Source organism: Streptomyces sp. NBC_01537 (assembly GCF_045040445.1).
Lineage (GTDB): Bacteria > Actinomycetota > Actinomycetes > Streptomycetales > Streptomycetaceae > Actinacidiphila.
Window position 1 is genome coordinate 7918427 of record NZ_CP109392.1, and the last position, 14074, is coordinate 7932500.

Genomic DNA, 14074 nt, shown 5'->3' on the forward strand with positions numbered 1-14074 from the left:
GGCGGCTGGGGGAGCCCCCAGCCGCCCCCCTGTGGGGCTACGGCAGCAGCAGGTTCACGTCCCCGAACTCGTGCCACAGATACCGCCCGGCCACAGCCTCCCCGTAGACCCGCTCCAGCAGCCCCCGCCCGGCCACCGCCTCCAGCATCAGCAGATGGGACGCCTCCGGGTCGTGCAGCCCCGTGAGCAGCCCGTCCACCACCCGGACACCCCGCTCCGGCGTGATGACCAGCTCGGTCCAGCCCTGCGCACCCCGCACCAGACCCCGGCCGTCCGCCGCCGACTCCAGCGCCCTGACCGCGGTCGTCCCCACCGCCACCACCCGCCCGCCGCCCGCGCGGGCCGCGTTCACCAGCCAGGCCGTGCTCGCCGGGACGGCGAACCGCTCCGGGTACGGCGGCTCGTGCGCCTCCGCCGACGCGACGCCCGTGTGAAGCACGATCGGCGCGATCTGCACGCCCCGGCTCACCAGCTCCGTCACCAGCCCCGCCGTGAAGGGCCGCGCGGCGCTCGGCATCTCCGCCGAGCCCAGCCCGTCCTCCGACGGCACCGAGAAGACCGTCTGGTAGGCCGCGAGCGGCTGGTCCCGGTCCGTGTAGCCGTACCGGATGGGCCGTCCGTACCGATGCAGATACGCGACCGGATCGGCCATCGAGACCGCCGCCAGCCACAGCCGCTCCCCACGGGCCGACAGCGGCGCCAGCAGCGTCAGCCGCTCGCCGCCCGGCAGGGCCACCACGACCCCCGAGGGGCCGCCCGCCCGGGGCAGGGTCGTGCCCCTCGCGTCGGGCGTGCGCAGCTCGACCGCCCAGCGGCCGTCGTCCTGCCGGGTGGAGAAGTGGACGACCACCGGATTCTCACCGAGCCGCCCGTCCACCGCCGCCGGAAGGGTCCGCGAGGTGTTGACCACCAGTACGTCCCCGGCCCGCAGCAGCCCCGGCAGCTCCCCGAAGCCGTGGTGGGACACCACCTCCGTCGCTCTTCGGCCGACCAGCAGCCGCACCCCGTCCCGGCGCCCGCCCCCGTCGACGCGCTCCTCCACCGGCACCCGGGCCGACAGCTCGGCCGGCACCCGCAGGTCCTCCAGCACCACGCTCACCGTGCCCCCTCCTGCCGCAGACCTTCCAGCAGAGCCGGGGCCGAGTACCGGCCACTGACCGCACCCTCGTCCAGCAGCCGCAGCAGCGCCGGCGCCACCGCCTCGGGCGCGGCCCGGTCCGCGAAGTCCGGGTCGTCCGGCACCGCCGCCGCGTACAGCCCCGTGCGCATGTCGCCCGGGTCGACCCACCAGACGGTCAGCCCCGGCTCCTCAACCGCGAGCACGGCCGACAGGTGCTCCAGGGCCGCCTTGCTCGCCCCGTAGCCGCCCCAGGTCGGGTACGCCTCCACGGCGGCGTCCGAGCTGATGTTCAGCACCCGCCCGGAGCGGGCCCGCAGCATGGGCAGCGCCTCCTTTATCAGGCCGAGCGGGGCGACCGTATTGACCTCCAGCGCGGTCCGAAACCCCTCCAGCGAGTGATCCGCCAGCGGCACCAGCGGCTCGGCGCCCAGCGCGCTCGCGTTGTTCACCAGCAGATCCAGCCCGCCGAACTCCCACGCGGCCGCCACCAGCCCGGCCCGGTGCGCGGCCTCGGCGACATCGCCGGGCAGCACCGTCAGCCGGCCGGTATGCTCCAGCCCCTCCAGCTCCTCCTCGGCGGCCTTGAGCGCGTCGGCCGACCTCCCGTCGATCACCAGATCCCAGCCGCGCGCCGCCAGCGCCGCCGCCAGGGCCCGTCCCAGGCCCCGCGATGCCCCCGTGATGATTGCTACCGGCATGATGCGTCCCGCCCTCCAAGCGTGCTGCCGTAACGGCTCCCGTACGACTGCCCTCACCGTAGGAACGCGGACGGTCCCCGCGCCTCGGCCGCCCGCCGCACCCCACGGGGGCACTTCGGCCTAGGTCTGCGGGCCCCCGCCCACCGGCCGTGCGGCCGATCCCCCGGGCCGCACCCCGCCGGTACGGTGAACACATGTCCAGCCCGGTATCCAGACGCGGCATCGAAGCGGTGAGCGCCGCCGTCCTCGCCATGAGCAGGCACCTGGAGGTGCGCGAGGTCCTCCAGACCATCGTCGCGTCCGCCCGCGAGCTGCTCGGCGCCGAGTACGCCGCCCTCGGTGTGCCCGACGACCACGGCGGCTTCGCCCAGTTCGTCGTCGACGGGGTCAGCGACGAGCAGTGGAAGGCCATCGGCCCGCTGCCCCGCCAGCACGGCATCCTCGCCGCGATGCTGCACGAGGCCAGCGCGCAGCGCCTCACCGACGTGACCCAGGACCCGCGCTTCGAGGGCTGGCCGTCGGCCCACCCCGACATGTCCGACTTCCTCGGCATGCCGGTGCTCGACGGCGACGAGATCCTGGGGGCGCTGTTCCTCGCGAACAAGAAGGGCCCGTCCGGCTTCGGCGACGAGGACGAGGCGCTGCTGCGCACCCTCGCCGCACATGCCGCCATCGCCCTGGTGAACGCCCGCCTGTACGAGAGCAGCCGCGAGCTGACGCTGGTGAAGGAGCGGGCCCGGATCGCCCACGAGCTGCATGACGCCGTCTCCCAGAAGCTCTTCTCGCTGCGTCTCACCGCGCAGGCCGCGGCCGCGCTCGTCGACCGTGACCCCGCCCGCGCCAAGGACGAGCTGAGGCAGGTCGCCGTGCTCGCCGCCGAGGCCGCCGACGAACTGCGCGCGGTGGTCGTGGAGATGCGGCCCGCCGCCCTCGACGAGGACGGCCTCATGGCCGCGCTGCGCAGCGAGGTCCAGGTCCTCGACCGCGCCCACTCCGCCCGCGTCGAGTTCACCTCCTGCCAGATGCGAGCACTGCCCGCCGCCCAGGAGGAGGCAGTACTCCGCGTTGCGCAGGAAGCGCTGCACAACGCGCTGCGGCACGCCTCCGCGACCGCCGTCACCGTGCGCCTGGAGGGCCGCGGCAGGGGAGCGGTGCTCAAGGTGACCGACGACGGATGCGGCTTCGACCCGTCCGTCGTGCGCAGCGCCGGCCGCCACCTCGGCCTGGTCTCCATGCGGGACCGGGCGAGCGGCGCCGGAGGAAGCCTGACCGTGCAGTCGGAGCCCGGGAAGGGCACCGTGATCGAGATGGAGGTGCCCGGTGGCTGAAGAAGAAAAGGGCGCGGAGCGCTTCGACAGAAGGGTGGTGGTGGGCGAGGGGCCGGCCCCGATCCGCGTCCTGCTGGTCGACGACCACCAGGTGGTCAGGCGCGGCCTGCGTACGTTCCTCGAAGTGCAGCCCGACATCGAGGTCGTCGGCGAGGCCGGGGACGGCGACGAGGGCGTCCTGCGCGCGCAGGAACTGAACCCCGACGTGATCCTGATGGACGTCAAGATGCCCGGCACCGACGGCATCGCCGCCCTGCGCAAGCTGCGCGAGGAGGGCAGCAAGGCCCGCGTCCTGGTGGTCACCAGCTTCACCGAGCAGCGCACCGTCGTCCCCGCCCTTCGGGCCGGCGCCGCCGGCTACGTCTACAAGGACGTGGACCCCGACGCCCTCGCCGGCGCCATCCGCTCCGTGCACGCCGGCCATGTGCTGCTCCAGCCCGAGGTCGCCGACGCGCTGCTCTCCCAGGAGCAGCCCACGGGCCAGGGCCGGGGCAACGCGCTCACCGAGCGCGAGCGCGAAGTGCTGTCCCTGATCGCCGACGGGCGCTCCAACCGGGAGATAGCCCGCGCCCTCGTGCTGTCCGAGAAGACCGTCAAGACCCATGTCTCGAACATCCTGATGAAACTGGACCTCGCCGACCGCACCCAGGCCGCCCTGTGGGCCGTCAGGCATGGGATCGGCATCCAATACGAGAAGTAAACGGAACGTCGTCCTACGGACTGAGATTCATACCGTCGGGTGTATGTAGCCCGGATGGCGCAACCTGATCGACTCCCGGCCGTTCTCCATGGCGTACCGCGGCGCACTGCCGCGGTGCCACATGCAACGAAGGGTCAACGAAGTGAAGAACCTGCACAAGGCCGCGGCTGTCACCATGGTTGCCGGAGGCCTCGCCCTGGCCGGCGCGGGAGTCGCCTCCGCCCACACCGGTGGTGGCGCGCACGCCGACGGCGTGGCCACGAACTCCCCGGGTGTCGTCTCGGGCAACCTCATCCAGGTGCCGGTGCACGTCCCGGTCAACGCCTGCGGCAACACCGTGAGCGTCATCGGCCTGCTCAACCCGGCGCTCGGGAACTTCTGCATCAACAAGTGACCGCGCGGCAGCGCCCGGTCCAGCGGTGACCACCGGCCCCGGAGGCCTGACCTCCGGGGCCGGGTGCGTTCCAGAACTCGCCCGTACGGGCGGTTCCCCGCCCGTGCCCGTATCGACCGAGGGGCTCCCGCGTTCCTCAGGGCGTGGCCCCAATGACCGGGGCCTTGTGACAGCAGGAGGAATGTTTTCCATGAGCACTGCCAAGAAGGCAGCTTTCGTCATCGCCGCCGCCGGTATCGCCGCCGGTGCCACGGCTGGTTCCGCGCTCGCCGACTCGAACGCGGGCGCCGTGGCCAAGCACTCTCCCGGTGTGGTGTCGGGCAACGTCATCCAGGTGCCGGTTCACATCCCGATCAACCTGTGCGGCAACTCGGTCAACCTCGGCGGCCTGCTCAACCCGGCCATCGGCAACGTCTGCATCAACAAGTAACTCTGCCGGAAGGCCCCGCGGACAACGCCGTCCGCGGGGCCTTCCCGCTCCCATGACCGGCTGACGGACACCGCCCACCGGCCACGGGCTTCAGTCGCGCCGCCGCTCCGCCTCCTCCACGTACGCGTTGTACGCCGCCACCTGGGCCCGCCGCGCCGTACGCTCCACCGGCCGCAGCAGCTCCGCCCGCGCCGCGATCTCCGAGGCGCTCACCGCGCCCCCGTGCTCCCCGGTCGCGATGGCGACCAGCGCCCCCACCCGCTGCGCCAGCGCCAGCACCCGTACCGCCCGCGGCGGATAACCCGGAGCCAGCACCTCGTGCCCCTTCTCCGCCCGCGCCCGGTACGCGTCCAGCGCCGCGTGCGCGGTGGGCCCCGAGCCCGCGACATCGAGCTTCATCAGCGCCTCCGTCGTCTCCCGCAGCGCCTCTGCGAGTTCGCGCTCCGCCTCGCTCAGCGACGGCACATCCGCGGGCGGACCCTGCCGCACCTCCAGGCAGTGCCACTCCACCTCCACATGCACATCGCCCCGGGGACCGGCTTCCGTCACCTCCGGTACGAGACCGACCGGCGGCCCTCCGACCGCGATGACCGCCTCGCCCGCCGCGAGCGCCCGGGCGTTGAACTCCGGCGGCCCGCTCAGCCCCAGCGGATGCCCCGGCACCGGCAGCGCGATCCGCAGGCCGGTCACCCCCAGGGCACGCAGCCGGCCGAGGCCGAGCGTGAGGCCCACCGGCCCCGTTTCCCCGGGGAGACCGGAAACGCGGTGGACCGTATCGCCGCCGGTTACCTCTCCGGCGACATCATCTGGTGCGGCAAGTCCGGCAATCAGGGCATTTCCCCACGCGGCCAGCCGTCCTGAGCGAGGTTCATCGAGCATCCCCCCAGCCTAAGGACTGGCACCGACATGGCGTGGCGTAGGTTTTCCCTCGGGGCTAACGCACGCACCACTACGCGAAGACGCCAGAACGGCGACCGCAACGGGAAATGGGAGACAACACGCTCATGAGCGATGTTCTGGAGCTGGTGGACGTATCCGTGGTCCGCGACGGCCGGGCTCTGGTGGACCAGGTCTCCTGGTCGGTCGCGGAGGGCGAGCGCTGGGTGATCCTCGGCCCCAACGGCGCCGGCAAGACCACCCTGCTGAACATCGCCTCCAGCTATCTCTTCCCGACCAGCGGCACCATCCAGATCCTCGGCGAGAAGCTCGGCAGCGTCGACGTCTTCGAGCTCCGCCCCCGCATCGGCATGGCCGGCGCCGCGATGATCGAGAAGCTGCCCCGCCGCCAGACCGTCCTGGAGACGGTCCTCACCGCCGCGTACGGCATGACCGCGCACTGGCAGGAGAGCTACGACAAGGTCGACGAGGACCGCGCCAAGGCCTTCCTCGACCGCCTCGGCATGACCGACTTCCTCGACCGGAAGTTCGGCACCCTCTCCGAGGGCGAGCGCAAGCGCACCCTCATCGCCCGCGCCATGATGACCGACCCCGAACTGCTGCTGCTGGACGAGCCCGCCGCCGGCCTCGACCTCGGCGGACGCGAGGACCTGGTCCGCCGCCTCGGCCGGCTCGCCCGCGACCCCATCGCCCCCTCCATGATCATGGTCACCCACCATGTCGAGGAGATCGCCCCCGGCTTCACCCACGTCCTGATGATCCGCCAGGGCAAGGTAGTTGCCGCCGGCCCCCTCGAAACAGAGCTCAGCTCCCGCAACCTCTCCCACTGCTTCGGCCTCCCCCTCGTCGTCGAGCGCAGGGGCGACCGCTGGACCGCCGCGGGCCTGCCGCTCAGCTAGTCATGTATTGGGTCCATCGCGCTCTGTCATAGATCACACCGCGCCCCTACGATGGAGGCGTGGACTCATGGTTGTGGTGGCTCATCGCCGCGGTCGGGCTCGGCATCCCGCTCGTGATCACCGCGATGCCCGAGTTCGGGATGTTCGCGGTCGGGGCCGTGGCCGCCGCTGTCGTCGCGGGCGTCGGCGGCGGGATCACCCCTCAGGTGCTGGTCTTCGTCATCGTTTCAGTCGCACTCATCGCCGTCGTACGCCCGATCGCCAACCGGAACGCCAAACAGCGCCCCGAACTGCGCAGCGGCGTCGACGCACTCAAGGGCCGCCAGGCCGTCGTCCTCGAAAGAGTCGACGAGACCGGCGGCCGTATCAAGCTCAACGGCGAGATCTGGTCCGCCCGGTCCCTCGACACCGGCCAGGTCTTCGAGCCAGGGCAGAAGGTGGACGTCGCGGAGATCCAGGGCGCGACAGCCGTCGTCATCTGAATCAGCCGAATCAGTCGGAATCAGCCGAAGCGGAGCGCCGCCCGGCGGCCGTCTGACAGACTTGATCTTGTCGTACGACACATATAAAAACAGGCAGCAACAGGCAACGGCGTGGGAGTGGACGTGCAGCCGATCATCATCGTCCTGATCATCCTGGTGGTGCTCGTCTTCATCGCGCTCATCAAGACGGTCCAGGTCATTCCGCAGGCCAGCGCGGCCATCGTCGAGCGCTTCGGCCGCTACACCAGGACCCTCAGCGCGGGGCTCAACATCGTGGTGCCGTTCATCGACACCATCCGCAACCGCATCGACCTCCGCGAGCAGGTCGTGCCCTTCCCGCCCCAGCCGGTGATCACCCAGGACAACCTGGTCGTCAACATCGACACCGTCATCTACTACCAGGTCACCGACGCGCGCGCCGCGACCTACGAAGTCGCCAGCTACATCCAGGCGATCGAGCAGCTCACCGTCACCACACTCCGCAACATCATCGGCGGCATGGACCTGGAGCGCACCCTCACCTCCCGTGAGGAGATCAACGCCGCTCTGCGCGGCGTCCTCGACGAGGCCACCGGCAAGTGGGGCATCCGCGTCAACCGCGTCGAACTCAAGGCGATCGAGCCGCCCACCTCCATCCAGGACTCGATGGAGAAGCAGATGCGCGCCGACCGTGACAAGCGGGCCGCGATCCTCACCGCCGAAGGTATCCGCCAGTCGCAGATCCTCACCGCCGAAGGCGAGAAGCAGTCCGCGATCCTTCGCGCCGAAGGTGAGTCCAAGGCCGCCGCCCTGCGCGCCGAGGGCGAGGCCCAGGCCATCCGTACGGTCTTCGAGTCCATCCACGCCGGAGACCCGGACCAGAAGCTGCTCGCCTACCAGTACCTCCAGATGCTCCCGAAGATCGCCTCCGGCGACGCCAACAAGCTCTGGATCATCCCCAGCGAGCTCAACGACGCCCTCAAGGGCCTCGGCGGCATAGTCAACATCCCCGGCGCCCCCGGCATGGGCGGCGGCGGAAACGGAGGCAACGGTGACGGCGGCACGCGCCGCGAGAACCCGAGCCTCGACAAGGACTGACGCACCGACATGACATGATCCGTGCGCTCCCCTCGACCTCAAGGGCGGGGAGGAGCCGCACAGATCATGGAGATGCACATGTCCCTCTGGGAAGCCCTGGCCGTCTTCGCGGCAGGCATCGGCGCCGGCACCATCAACACCATCGTCGGATCGGGAACGCTCATCACCTTCCCCGTCCTCCTCGCCGTCGGCCTGCCGCCCGTCACCGCCAACGTGTCCAACACCCTCGGCCTCGTCCCCGGCTCCCTCACCGGCGCCTTCGGCTATCGCACCGAGCTCAAGGGCCAGCGCCCACGCCTCCTGCGCCTCGGCCTGGTCGCCCTCACCGGCGGCCTCACCGGCGCGATCCTGCTGCTCGCCCTGCCCTCCGAGGCCTTCGACACGATCGTCCCCGTCCTCATCGGCCTCGCCCTCGTCCTCGTGGTCCTCCAGCCCCGCCTATCCCGCGCCCTCGCCGCCCGCCGCACCGAGCACGAGCACGGCGGCCCCCTCCTCTACGCCGGCATGTTCCTCGCCAGCGCCTACGGCGGCTACTTCGGCGCCGCCCAAGGAGTGCTCTACCTCTCCCTGATGGGCCTGTTCCTCCAGGACTCCCTGCAACGCATCAACGCCACCAAGAATGTCCTCGCCGCAATCGTCAACGGCATCGCCGCCGTCTTCTTCCTCTTCGTCGCCGACTTCGACTGGACCGCCGTCGCCCTCATCGCCACCGGCTCCACCCTCGGCGGCCTCCTGGGCGCACGCATAGGCCGCCGGCTACCGCCGACGGCCTTGCGAGGGCTGATCGTGATCGTGGGTGTGCTGGCAATCGCCAAGCTGGTGTTCAGCTGACGATCGGCACCTAGGCCCTGTCCGGGCGATCATGGTCGGGTCCGCGACGCCACAGTGACATCAGCCGCTGGCGCGGCGGGCGGCACCTCGCGGCGTTGCCGAAAAGCCCACAGACGAACCAGTCTGCGGGCATTCCGGCGCCTTGCGATGCACCGCGCCAGACGCCGCGGCCTATCCGACCCTGATCGCCCGGACAGGGCCTAGCCGGTTACGCGGGCCGCGCGAGCCACTCCGGCACGGCAGCCGAACCGTCCTTCAGGCCCAGGGCCAGAAGCAGCGCATCCGCCGGCGTCGGCTCGAACGGCTCCGTCAGCAGCCGCATCCCCGCCTGCTCCGGAGTCCGGTCCGCCTTCCGGCTGTTGTCGTCCGCACAGGACGCGACCGTGTTCAGCCACGTGTCCCCGCCACCGCGCGACCGCGGCAGAACGTGGTCCACCGTCGTCGCCTTGCGCCCGCAGTACGCGCACCGGTGCCGGTCCCGTACCAGCACGCCGCGCCGCGACCACGCGGCCCGTTGTCGGAACGGCACTCGTACGTACCGGCAGAGCCGGATCACCTGCGGTACCGGGATGTCCACGGTTGCCGCGCGGATCCGCAGCCCGGGATGGGCCTGCTCGACCACGGCCTTGTCCCGCATCACCAGCACCACCGCCCGCCGCAGCGACACCGTCGACAGCGGCTCGAAGCTCGCGTTCAGTACCAACGTCTCCCGCATACCGCCCACCCCTCTGGTCCGGCCCCGTCCCATGACGAAGTGCTTCCCACTGTGACCGGGCAATACCCGCGTGGACAACGTAATTTCCGCACGTCAGGGTGAACAGAGAAGAAATCGGAGGATAATGGCCTGCCACTCCGGGCGCCCTCCCCCGTGATTCCCATCGGGCGCCCGGAGCGCGGCAGTCGGCGCAGACACCGGGCCGCCCCAGAGGCAGCCCGGCTCCGGCGGGCGGCCGGCGTCCACGTGGCGAGAACCGCACAACGCAACGCCCCGCCGCCCCCGCTACTGCGGTGCCGACCGCCCGGCGACGAGACGGAAGGGTCGTGTCACCAGGCAAACACCACTGTGCGTTCCGGAGCGCCGGGGCGCAACGCAATTACCGCGCAATTACCGCAGGGCCTCAGCCCTTGTTCTCGTACTCGCCGATCAGCTGAGCCCGGGCGATGGCATGGAACCGCAGATTGAAGCCGATCACCGCCGGCGACACCTCCGCGTCCGGCCCGAGCTTCTCCTGGTCCACCGCGTAGACCGTGAAGACATAGCGATGCGGCCCGTCCCCGGGCGGCGGCGCGGCACCGCCGAAGTCCTTGCTCCCGTAGTCGTTCCGCACCTGCACGGAACCCTCCGGCAGCCCCTCGAAGGCGCCCGTCCCCGCACCCGCCGCAAGCTCGGTCACCGTCGCCGGGATGTCGAAGAGCACCCAGTGCCAGAACCCGCTGCCCGTCGGCGCGTCCGGGTCGTAACAGGTCACGGCGAAGCTCTTGGTCTCCGCCGGGAAGCCCTCCCACCGCAGATGAGGCGAGACATTCCCCGCGGCGTAGACCTGATCCTCCTTGAGGACTCCGCCCGGGACGATGTCATCGCTCACCACGGTGAACGACGGCACCGGCGGATGGAAGTCGTGGGGGAGCGGCCGCCGCTTCAGCTCGGACACTGGGTACCTCCGGATCGCTCGAATGCTTCAGTCAGCTGCTTCAGCCAGCCCGAGCCTAGAACCAGTTGCGCTTCCCACCGACCTCGGCCAGCCACTGGTGGAGATAGCCCGGCCAGTCGGTCGCCTGGAAGTTGTGCAGGCCCACCTTGAACGAGCGGAAGGTGTCGCTGCCCTCGCTGAACAGCCCCGGCTTCTTGTCCATCTCCAGGATGACGTCCATCTCATGGCCGTCCGCGACGAAGGTCAGCTCCACCTGGGTCAGCCCCCGGTACTGCTGCGGCGCGTTGAACTCGATCTCCTGGTAGAACGGCAGCCGCTGCCGCGTGCCCCGGATGTGGCCCTTCTCCAGGTCCGCGCTCCGGAAGGAGAAGCCCAGCTGCCCGAAGGCGTCCAGAATCGCCTGCTGCGCCGGCATCGGATGCACGTTCACCGGGTCCACGTCACCGGAGTCCACCGCACGGGCGATCGCCAGCTCCGTCGTCACCCCGACGCTCATCCCGCGCAGGTGCGTGCCCATGAAGTGGGTGATCGGGGTCTCGTACGGAATCTCCAGCCCGAACGGCACCGTGTGCACCGCACCCGGCTGCACCTCGAACGCCCCGCCCAGCTGCTGCCGGTGGAACTCGATGTTCTGGTGGTACTCCTGGTCCTGCCCCTCGATCTCGACCCGCGCCCGCAGCCCCACCGACAGGCCCTCGATCTGCTGCGCGACCGAGCCGCCCTGGATCCGCACCTCGCCCTGGACGACCCCGCCAGGCACCACATTCGGCTCGTTGAGCACGGTCTCCACGGACGCACCCCCGGCGCCCAAGCTCGCAAGCAGCTTCTTGAAGCCCACGTTGTCCCTCTCCCTTTACCGGCGATTGCCTCGCCCTTTAACGAACGCGGCACCGCCCCGAACGGTTCCACTACTCTCGTACCGCATGATCCCTGCTCCCGAAAGCACCCCGCTGCCCCGGGTCTTCTTCGACCGCCCGGTCCTGGAGGTCGCCCCCGACCTCCTGGGGCGCACCCTCGTACGGAGCACGGACGACGGCGTGATCGCCCTCCGCCTCACCGAGGTCGAGGCCTACGCAGGCCCTGACGACCCCGGATCCCACGCCTTCCGCGGCCGCTCCGACCGCAACGCCGTCATGTTCGGCCCGCCCGGCCACGCCTACGTCTACTTCACCTACGGCATGTGGCACTGCCTCAACCTGGTCTGCGGCCCCGAAGGCGACCCCAGCGGCGTCCTGCTCCGCGCCGGCGAGATCACCGACGGCGCCGACCTCGCCCGCAAGCACCGCCTCACCTCCCGCCGCCCCCACGACCTGGCCCAGGGCCCCGCCCGCCTCGCCACCGCCCTCGACGTCGACCGCGCCCTCAACGGCGCCGACGTCTGCGGCGCAGACCCGGCCGCCTCCCCCTTCCGCATCCTCACCGGCACCCCGCCCGCCCCCGCAGCCATCCGCACCGGCCCCCGCACCGGCGTCGGCGGCGACGGCGCCGCCCACCCCTGGCGGTTCTGGATCGACGGCGACCCGACCGTCAGCCCGTACCGCGCGCACGCACCCCGCCGCCGCAATAAGCAGTAGCCCGGACCGCGTACGCTCGGACACGCTGAAGCGGTACCCATGCGACTCAAGGAGACACAAGACCGTGACGGACATCGTCGACGAGCTGAAGTGGCGCGGGCTGTTCGCCCTGTCCACTGACGAGGACGCTTTGCGCAAGGCGCTCGCGGACGGCCCCATCACGTTCTATTGCGGCTTCGACCCCACCGCCCCCAGCCTCCACGTCGGCCACCTGGTCCAGGTCCTCACCGTCCGCCGCCTCCAGCAGGCCGGCCACCGGCCGCTCGCCCTCGTCGGCGGCGCCACCGGTCTCATCGGCGACCCCCGGCCCACCGCCGAGCGCACACTGAACGACCCCGAGACCGTCGCCGGCTGGGTGGAGAAGCTACGCCGCCAGATCGAGCCCTTCCTGTCGTTCGAGGGCGAGAACCCGGCCGTCATGGTCAACAACCTGGAGTGGACAGCAGGCCTGTCCGCCATCGAGTTCCTGCGGGACATCGGCAAGCACTTCCGCGTGAACAAGATGCTCACCAAGGACTCGGTCGCCCGCCGCCTCGAATCGGACCAGGGCATCAGCTACACCGAGTTCAGCTACCAACTGCTCCAGGGCATGGACTTCCTGGAGCTGTACCGCCGCCACGGCTGCGTCCTCCAGCAGGGCGGCAGCGACCAGTGGGGCAACCTCACCGCCGGCCTCGACCTGATCCACCGCCTCGAACCGCACGCCCAGGTGCACGCGCTCGCGACTCCTCTCATGGTCAAGGCCGATGGCACCAAGTTCGGCAAGACCGAGGGCGGCGCCGTCTGGCTCGACCCCGAGATGACCACCCCGTACGCCTTCTACCAGTTCTGGCTGAACGTCGACGACCGGGACATCTCGACCTACATGCGCATCCTCAGCTTCCGCAGCCGGGGCGAGCTCGAAGAGCTCGAAGCGCTGACCGCCGAGCGCCCCCAGGCCCGGACCGCCCAGCGCGCCCTCGCCGAGGAGCTCACCACCCTCGTCCACGGCGCCGACCAGACCGCCGCCGTCATCGCCGCCTCCAAGGCACTTTTCGGCCAGGGCGACCTCGCCGACCTCGACGGCCCCACCCTCGCCGCCGCCCTCAGTGAACTGCCCCACACCAAGGTCGCCGAACTCGCCCCTGTCGTGGACCTCTTCACCCAGGTAGAGCTGGTCGCCAGCAAGTCCGCCGCCCGCCGCACCATCAAGGAGGGCGGCGCCTACATCAACAACACCAAGGTCACCAGCGAGGACGCCGTCCCCGCCCCCTCCGACCTCCTCCACGGAAAGTGGCTGGTCCTGCGCCGAGGCAAGAAGAACCTCGCCGCCGTAGAAGTCGGCTGATCGGCTGAATCCATACGTTTGAGCGGCGGCAGAGTTTGACTCTGCCGCCGCTGGTGCGTAACGTAGCCCGAGCCGCTTGAGAGGGTGCGTCCGGTTCGCCCGGATCCTCCACTCGGTGGCCACCCACTACTAACGACTCCATCCCGAAGATTCGGGCGTATTTTCGTGCGCCTCGAATGCCATTGGCATGGATTCAAGCGAGTGAATTCGCAAGTCGCGAAAGAATCCGCTAACGTAGTGAACACGCCGAGGCGCGGAAACGCCAAAGCAAACCCCCTCCAGAGGGTGGCGGAAACGAGAAATCGGGTCTGCTAAGCTGGAGACAACGAAGGGAAAGCCCGGAGGGGCCGGTGAAACGGTCTCGAAGGAAGCTTCCGTTCCTTGAGAACTCAACAGCGTGCCAAAAGTCAACGCCAGATATGTTGATAACCCCGTCTTCAGGCCGTCATGGTCTGGGACGTGGTTCCTTTGAAGAAAAACACAGCGAGGACGCTGAGGATCACCGGATTATTCCTCCGGTGGTTCCGCTCAACGCGAGTGTCGATCCCGATTACGGGAAAACATTCACGGAGAGTTTGATCCTGGCTCAGGACGAACGCTGGCGGCGTGCTTAACACATGCAAGTCGAACGGTGAAGCCTTCGGGTGGATCAGTGGCGAACGGGT

Annotated in this window: 16 protein-coding genes and 1 rRNA gene (1 of these 17 only partly in view); 11 read left to right on the plus strand and 6 right to left on the minus strand. The window is 70.2% G+C overall.

The features are described 5' to 3' along the window. Positions 1-37: 37 nt before the first annotated feature. Entirely contained in the window at positions 38-1099 is a 1062-nt protein-coding gene (locus OG607_RS36375; RefSeq protein ID WP_405732809.1) for an S-adenosylmethionine:tRNA ribosyltransferase-isomerase, read from the minus strand. Further along, complete coding sequence (locus OG607_RS36380; protein ID WP_405732812.1) at positions 1096-1818, minus strand: SDR family NAD(P)-dependent oxidoreductase; 723 nt, start codon at positions 1816-1818, stop codon at positions 1096-1098. The genes OG607_RS36375 and OG607_RS36380 overlap by 4 nt, the downstream gene beginning before the upstream one ends. Positions 1819-2012: 194 nt before the next feature. Between OG607_RS36380 and OG607_RS36385 the strand changes: the two genes are divergently transcribed. From OG607_RS36385 to OG607_RS36400, 4 genes are all read left to right on the plus strand, one after another. Next, entirely contained in the window at positions 2013-3146 is a 1134-nt protein-coding gene (locus OG607_RS36385) for a GAF domain-containing sensor histidine kinase (RefSeq protein ID WP_405732815.1), read from the plus strand. A gap of 40 nt (positions 3147-3186) precedes the next feature. Next, a complete protein-coding gene (locus OG607_RS36390) occupies positions 3187-3846 on the plus strand; it encodes a response regulator (RefSeq protein ID WP_405737267.1) in 660 nt (219 codons plus the stop codon). 142 nt (positions 3847-3988) lie between these two features. Continuing rightward, positions 3989-4240, plus strand: a complete 252-nt coding sequence (locus OG607_RS36395; RefSeq protein WP_405732818.1) for a chaplin — start codon at positions 3989-3991, stop codon at positions 4238-4240. A gap of 190 nt (positions 4241-4430) precedes the next feature. Beyond that, entirely contained in the window at positions 4431-4670 is a 240-nt protein-coding gene (locus OG607_RS36400; protein WP_405732820.1) for a chaplin, read from the plus strand. Between the two features lie 90 nt (positions 4671-4760). Here the strand turns inward: OG607_RS36400 and OG607_RS36405 are convergent, their stop codons facing one another. After that, complete coding sequence (locus tag OG607_RS36405; protein ID WP_405732823.1) at positions 4761-5549, minus strand: hypothetical protein; 789 nt, start codon at positions 5547-5549, stop codon at positions 4761-4763. Between the two features lie 125 nt (positions 5550-5674). On the opposite strand from OG607_RS36405, the gene OG607_RS36410 reads away from it, so the two are divergent. The 4 genes from OG607_RS36410 to OG607_RS36425 all read left to right on the plus strand — a co-directional run bounded on the left by OG607_RS36410 (position 5675) and on the right by OG607_RS36425 (position 8856). Beyond that, positions 5675-6466, plus strand: a complete 792-nt coding sequence (locus OG607_RS36410) for an ABC transporter ATP-binding protein (RefSeq protein WP_405732826.1) — start codon at positions 5675-5677, stop codon at positions 6464-6466. Between the two features lie 59 nt (positions 6467-6525). Further along, a complete protein-coding gene (locus OG607_RS36415; protein ID WP_405732829.1) occupies positions 6526-6948 on the plus strand; it encodes an NfeD family protein in 423 nt (140 codons plus the stop codon). Between the two features lie 123 nt (positions 6949-7071). Next, complete coding sequence (locus OG607_RS36420; protein WP_405732832.1) at positions 7072-8025, plus strand: SPFH domain-containing protein; 954 nt, start codon at positions 7072-7074, stop codon at positions 8023-8025. A gap of 78 nt (positions 8026-8103) precedes the next feature. Beyond that, positions 8104-8856 carry a sulfite exporter TauE/SafE family protein gene (locus tag OG607_RS36425; RefSeq protein WP_405737270.1) on the plus strand — a complete coding sequence of 251 codons (753 nt, stop codon included), beginning with the start codon at positions 8104-8106 and terminating at the stop codon, positions 8854-8856. 208 nt (positions 8857-9064) lie between these two features. Here the strand turns inward: OG607_RS36425 and OG607_RS36430 are convergent, their stop codons facing one another. From OG607_RS36430 to OG607_RS36440, 3 genes are all read right to left on the minus strand, one after another. Further along, the gene (locus OG607_RS36430; protein WP_405732835.1) at positions 9065-9571 is read right to left on the minus strand and encodes an HNH endonuclease; all 507 of its coding nucleotides are present in this window, start codon (positions 9569-9571) and stop codon (positions 9065-9067) included. Between the two features lie 403 nt (positions 9572-9974). Next, positions 9975-10508, minus strand: a complete 534-nt coding sequence (locus tag OG607_RS36435) for a YbhB/YbcL family Raf kinase inhibitor-like protein (RefSeq protein ID WP_405732837.1) — start codon at positions 10506-10508, stop codon at positions 9975-9977. 55 nt (positions 10509-10563) lie between these two features. Further along, positions 10564-11346 carry a sporulation protein gene (locus tag OG607_RS36440; protein ID WP_405732840.1) on the minus strand — a complete coding sequence of 261 codons (783 nt, stop codon included), beginning with the start codon at positions 11344-11346 and terminating at the stop codon, positions 10564-10566. Positions 11347-11431: 85 nt separating this feature from the next. On the opposite strand from OG607_RS36440, the gene OG607_RS36445 reads away from it, so the two are divergent. The 3 genes from OG607_RS36445 to OG607_RS36455 all read left to right on the plus strand — a co-directional run. Next, entirely contained in the window at positions 11432-12082 is a 651-nt protein-coding gene (locus OG607_RS36445) for a DNA-3-methyladenine glycosylase (RefSeq protein WP_405732843.1), read from the plus strand. 64 nt (positions 12083-12146) lie between these two features. After that, complete coding sequence (gene tyrS / locus OG607_RS36450) at positions 12147-13409, plus strand: tyrosine--tRNA ligase (protein WP_405732846.1); 1263 nt, start codon at positions 12147-12149, stop codon at positions 13407-13409. A 563-nt stretch (positions 13410-13972) separates the two neighbouring features. Continuing rightward, a 16S ribosomal RNA gene (locus OG607_RS36455) occupies positions 13973-14074 on the plus strand; it runs 1421 nt beyond the window's last position.

What these genes read in the sequence shown, in the direction of transcription:
- OG607_RS36380 (WP_405732812.1), bottom strand. Translation starts at nt 1,818, where the DNA reads ATGCCGGTAGCAATCATCACGGGGGCATCGCGGGGCCTGGGACGGGCC.
- OG607_RS36400 (WP_405732820.1), top strand. Translation starts at nt 4,431, where the DNA reads ATGAGCACTGCCAAGAAGGCAGCTTTCGTCATCGCCGCCGCCGGTATC.
- OG607_RS36405 (WP_405732823.1), bottom strand. Translation starts at nt 5,549, where the DNA reads ATGCTCGATGAACCTCGCTCAGGACGGCTGGCCGCGTGGGGAAATGCC.
- OG607_RS36385 (WP_405732815.1), top strand. Translation starts at nt 2,013, where the DNA reads ATGTCCAGCCCGGTATCCAGACGCGGCATCGAAGCGGTGAGCGCCGCC.
- OG607_RS36425 (WP_405737270.1), top strand. Translation starts at nt 8,104, where the DNA reads ATGTCCCTCTGGGAAGCCCTGGCCGTCTTCGCGGCAGGCATCGGCGCC.
- OG607_RS36430 (WP_405732835.1), bottom strand. Translation starts at nt 9,571, where the DNA reads ATGCGGGAGACGTTGGTACTGAACGCGAGCTTCGAGCCGCTGTCGACG.
- OG607_RS36445 (WP_405732843.1), top strand. Translation starts at nt 11,432, where the DNA reads ATGATCCCTGCTCCCGAAAGCACCCCGCTGCCCCGGGTCTTCTTCGAC.
- OG607_RS36410 (WP_405732826.1), top strand. Translation starts at nt 5,675, where the DNA reads ATGAGCGATGTTCTGGAGCTGGTGGACGTATCCGTGGTCCGCGACGGC.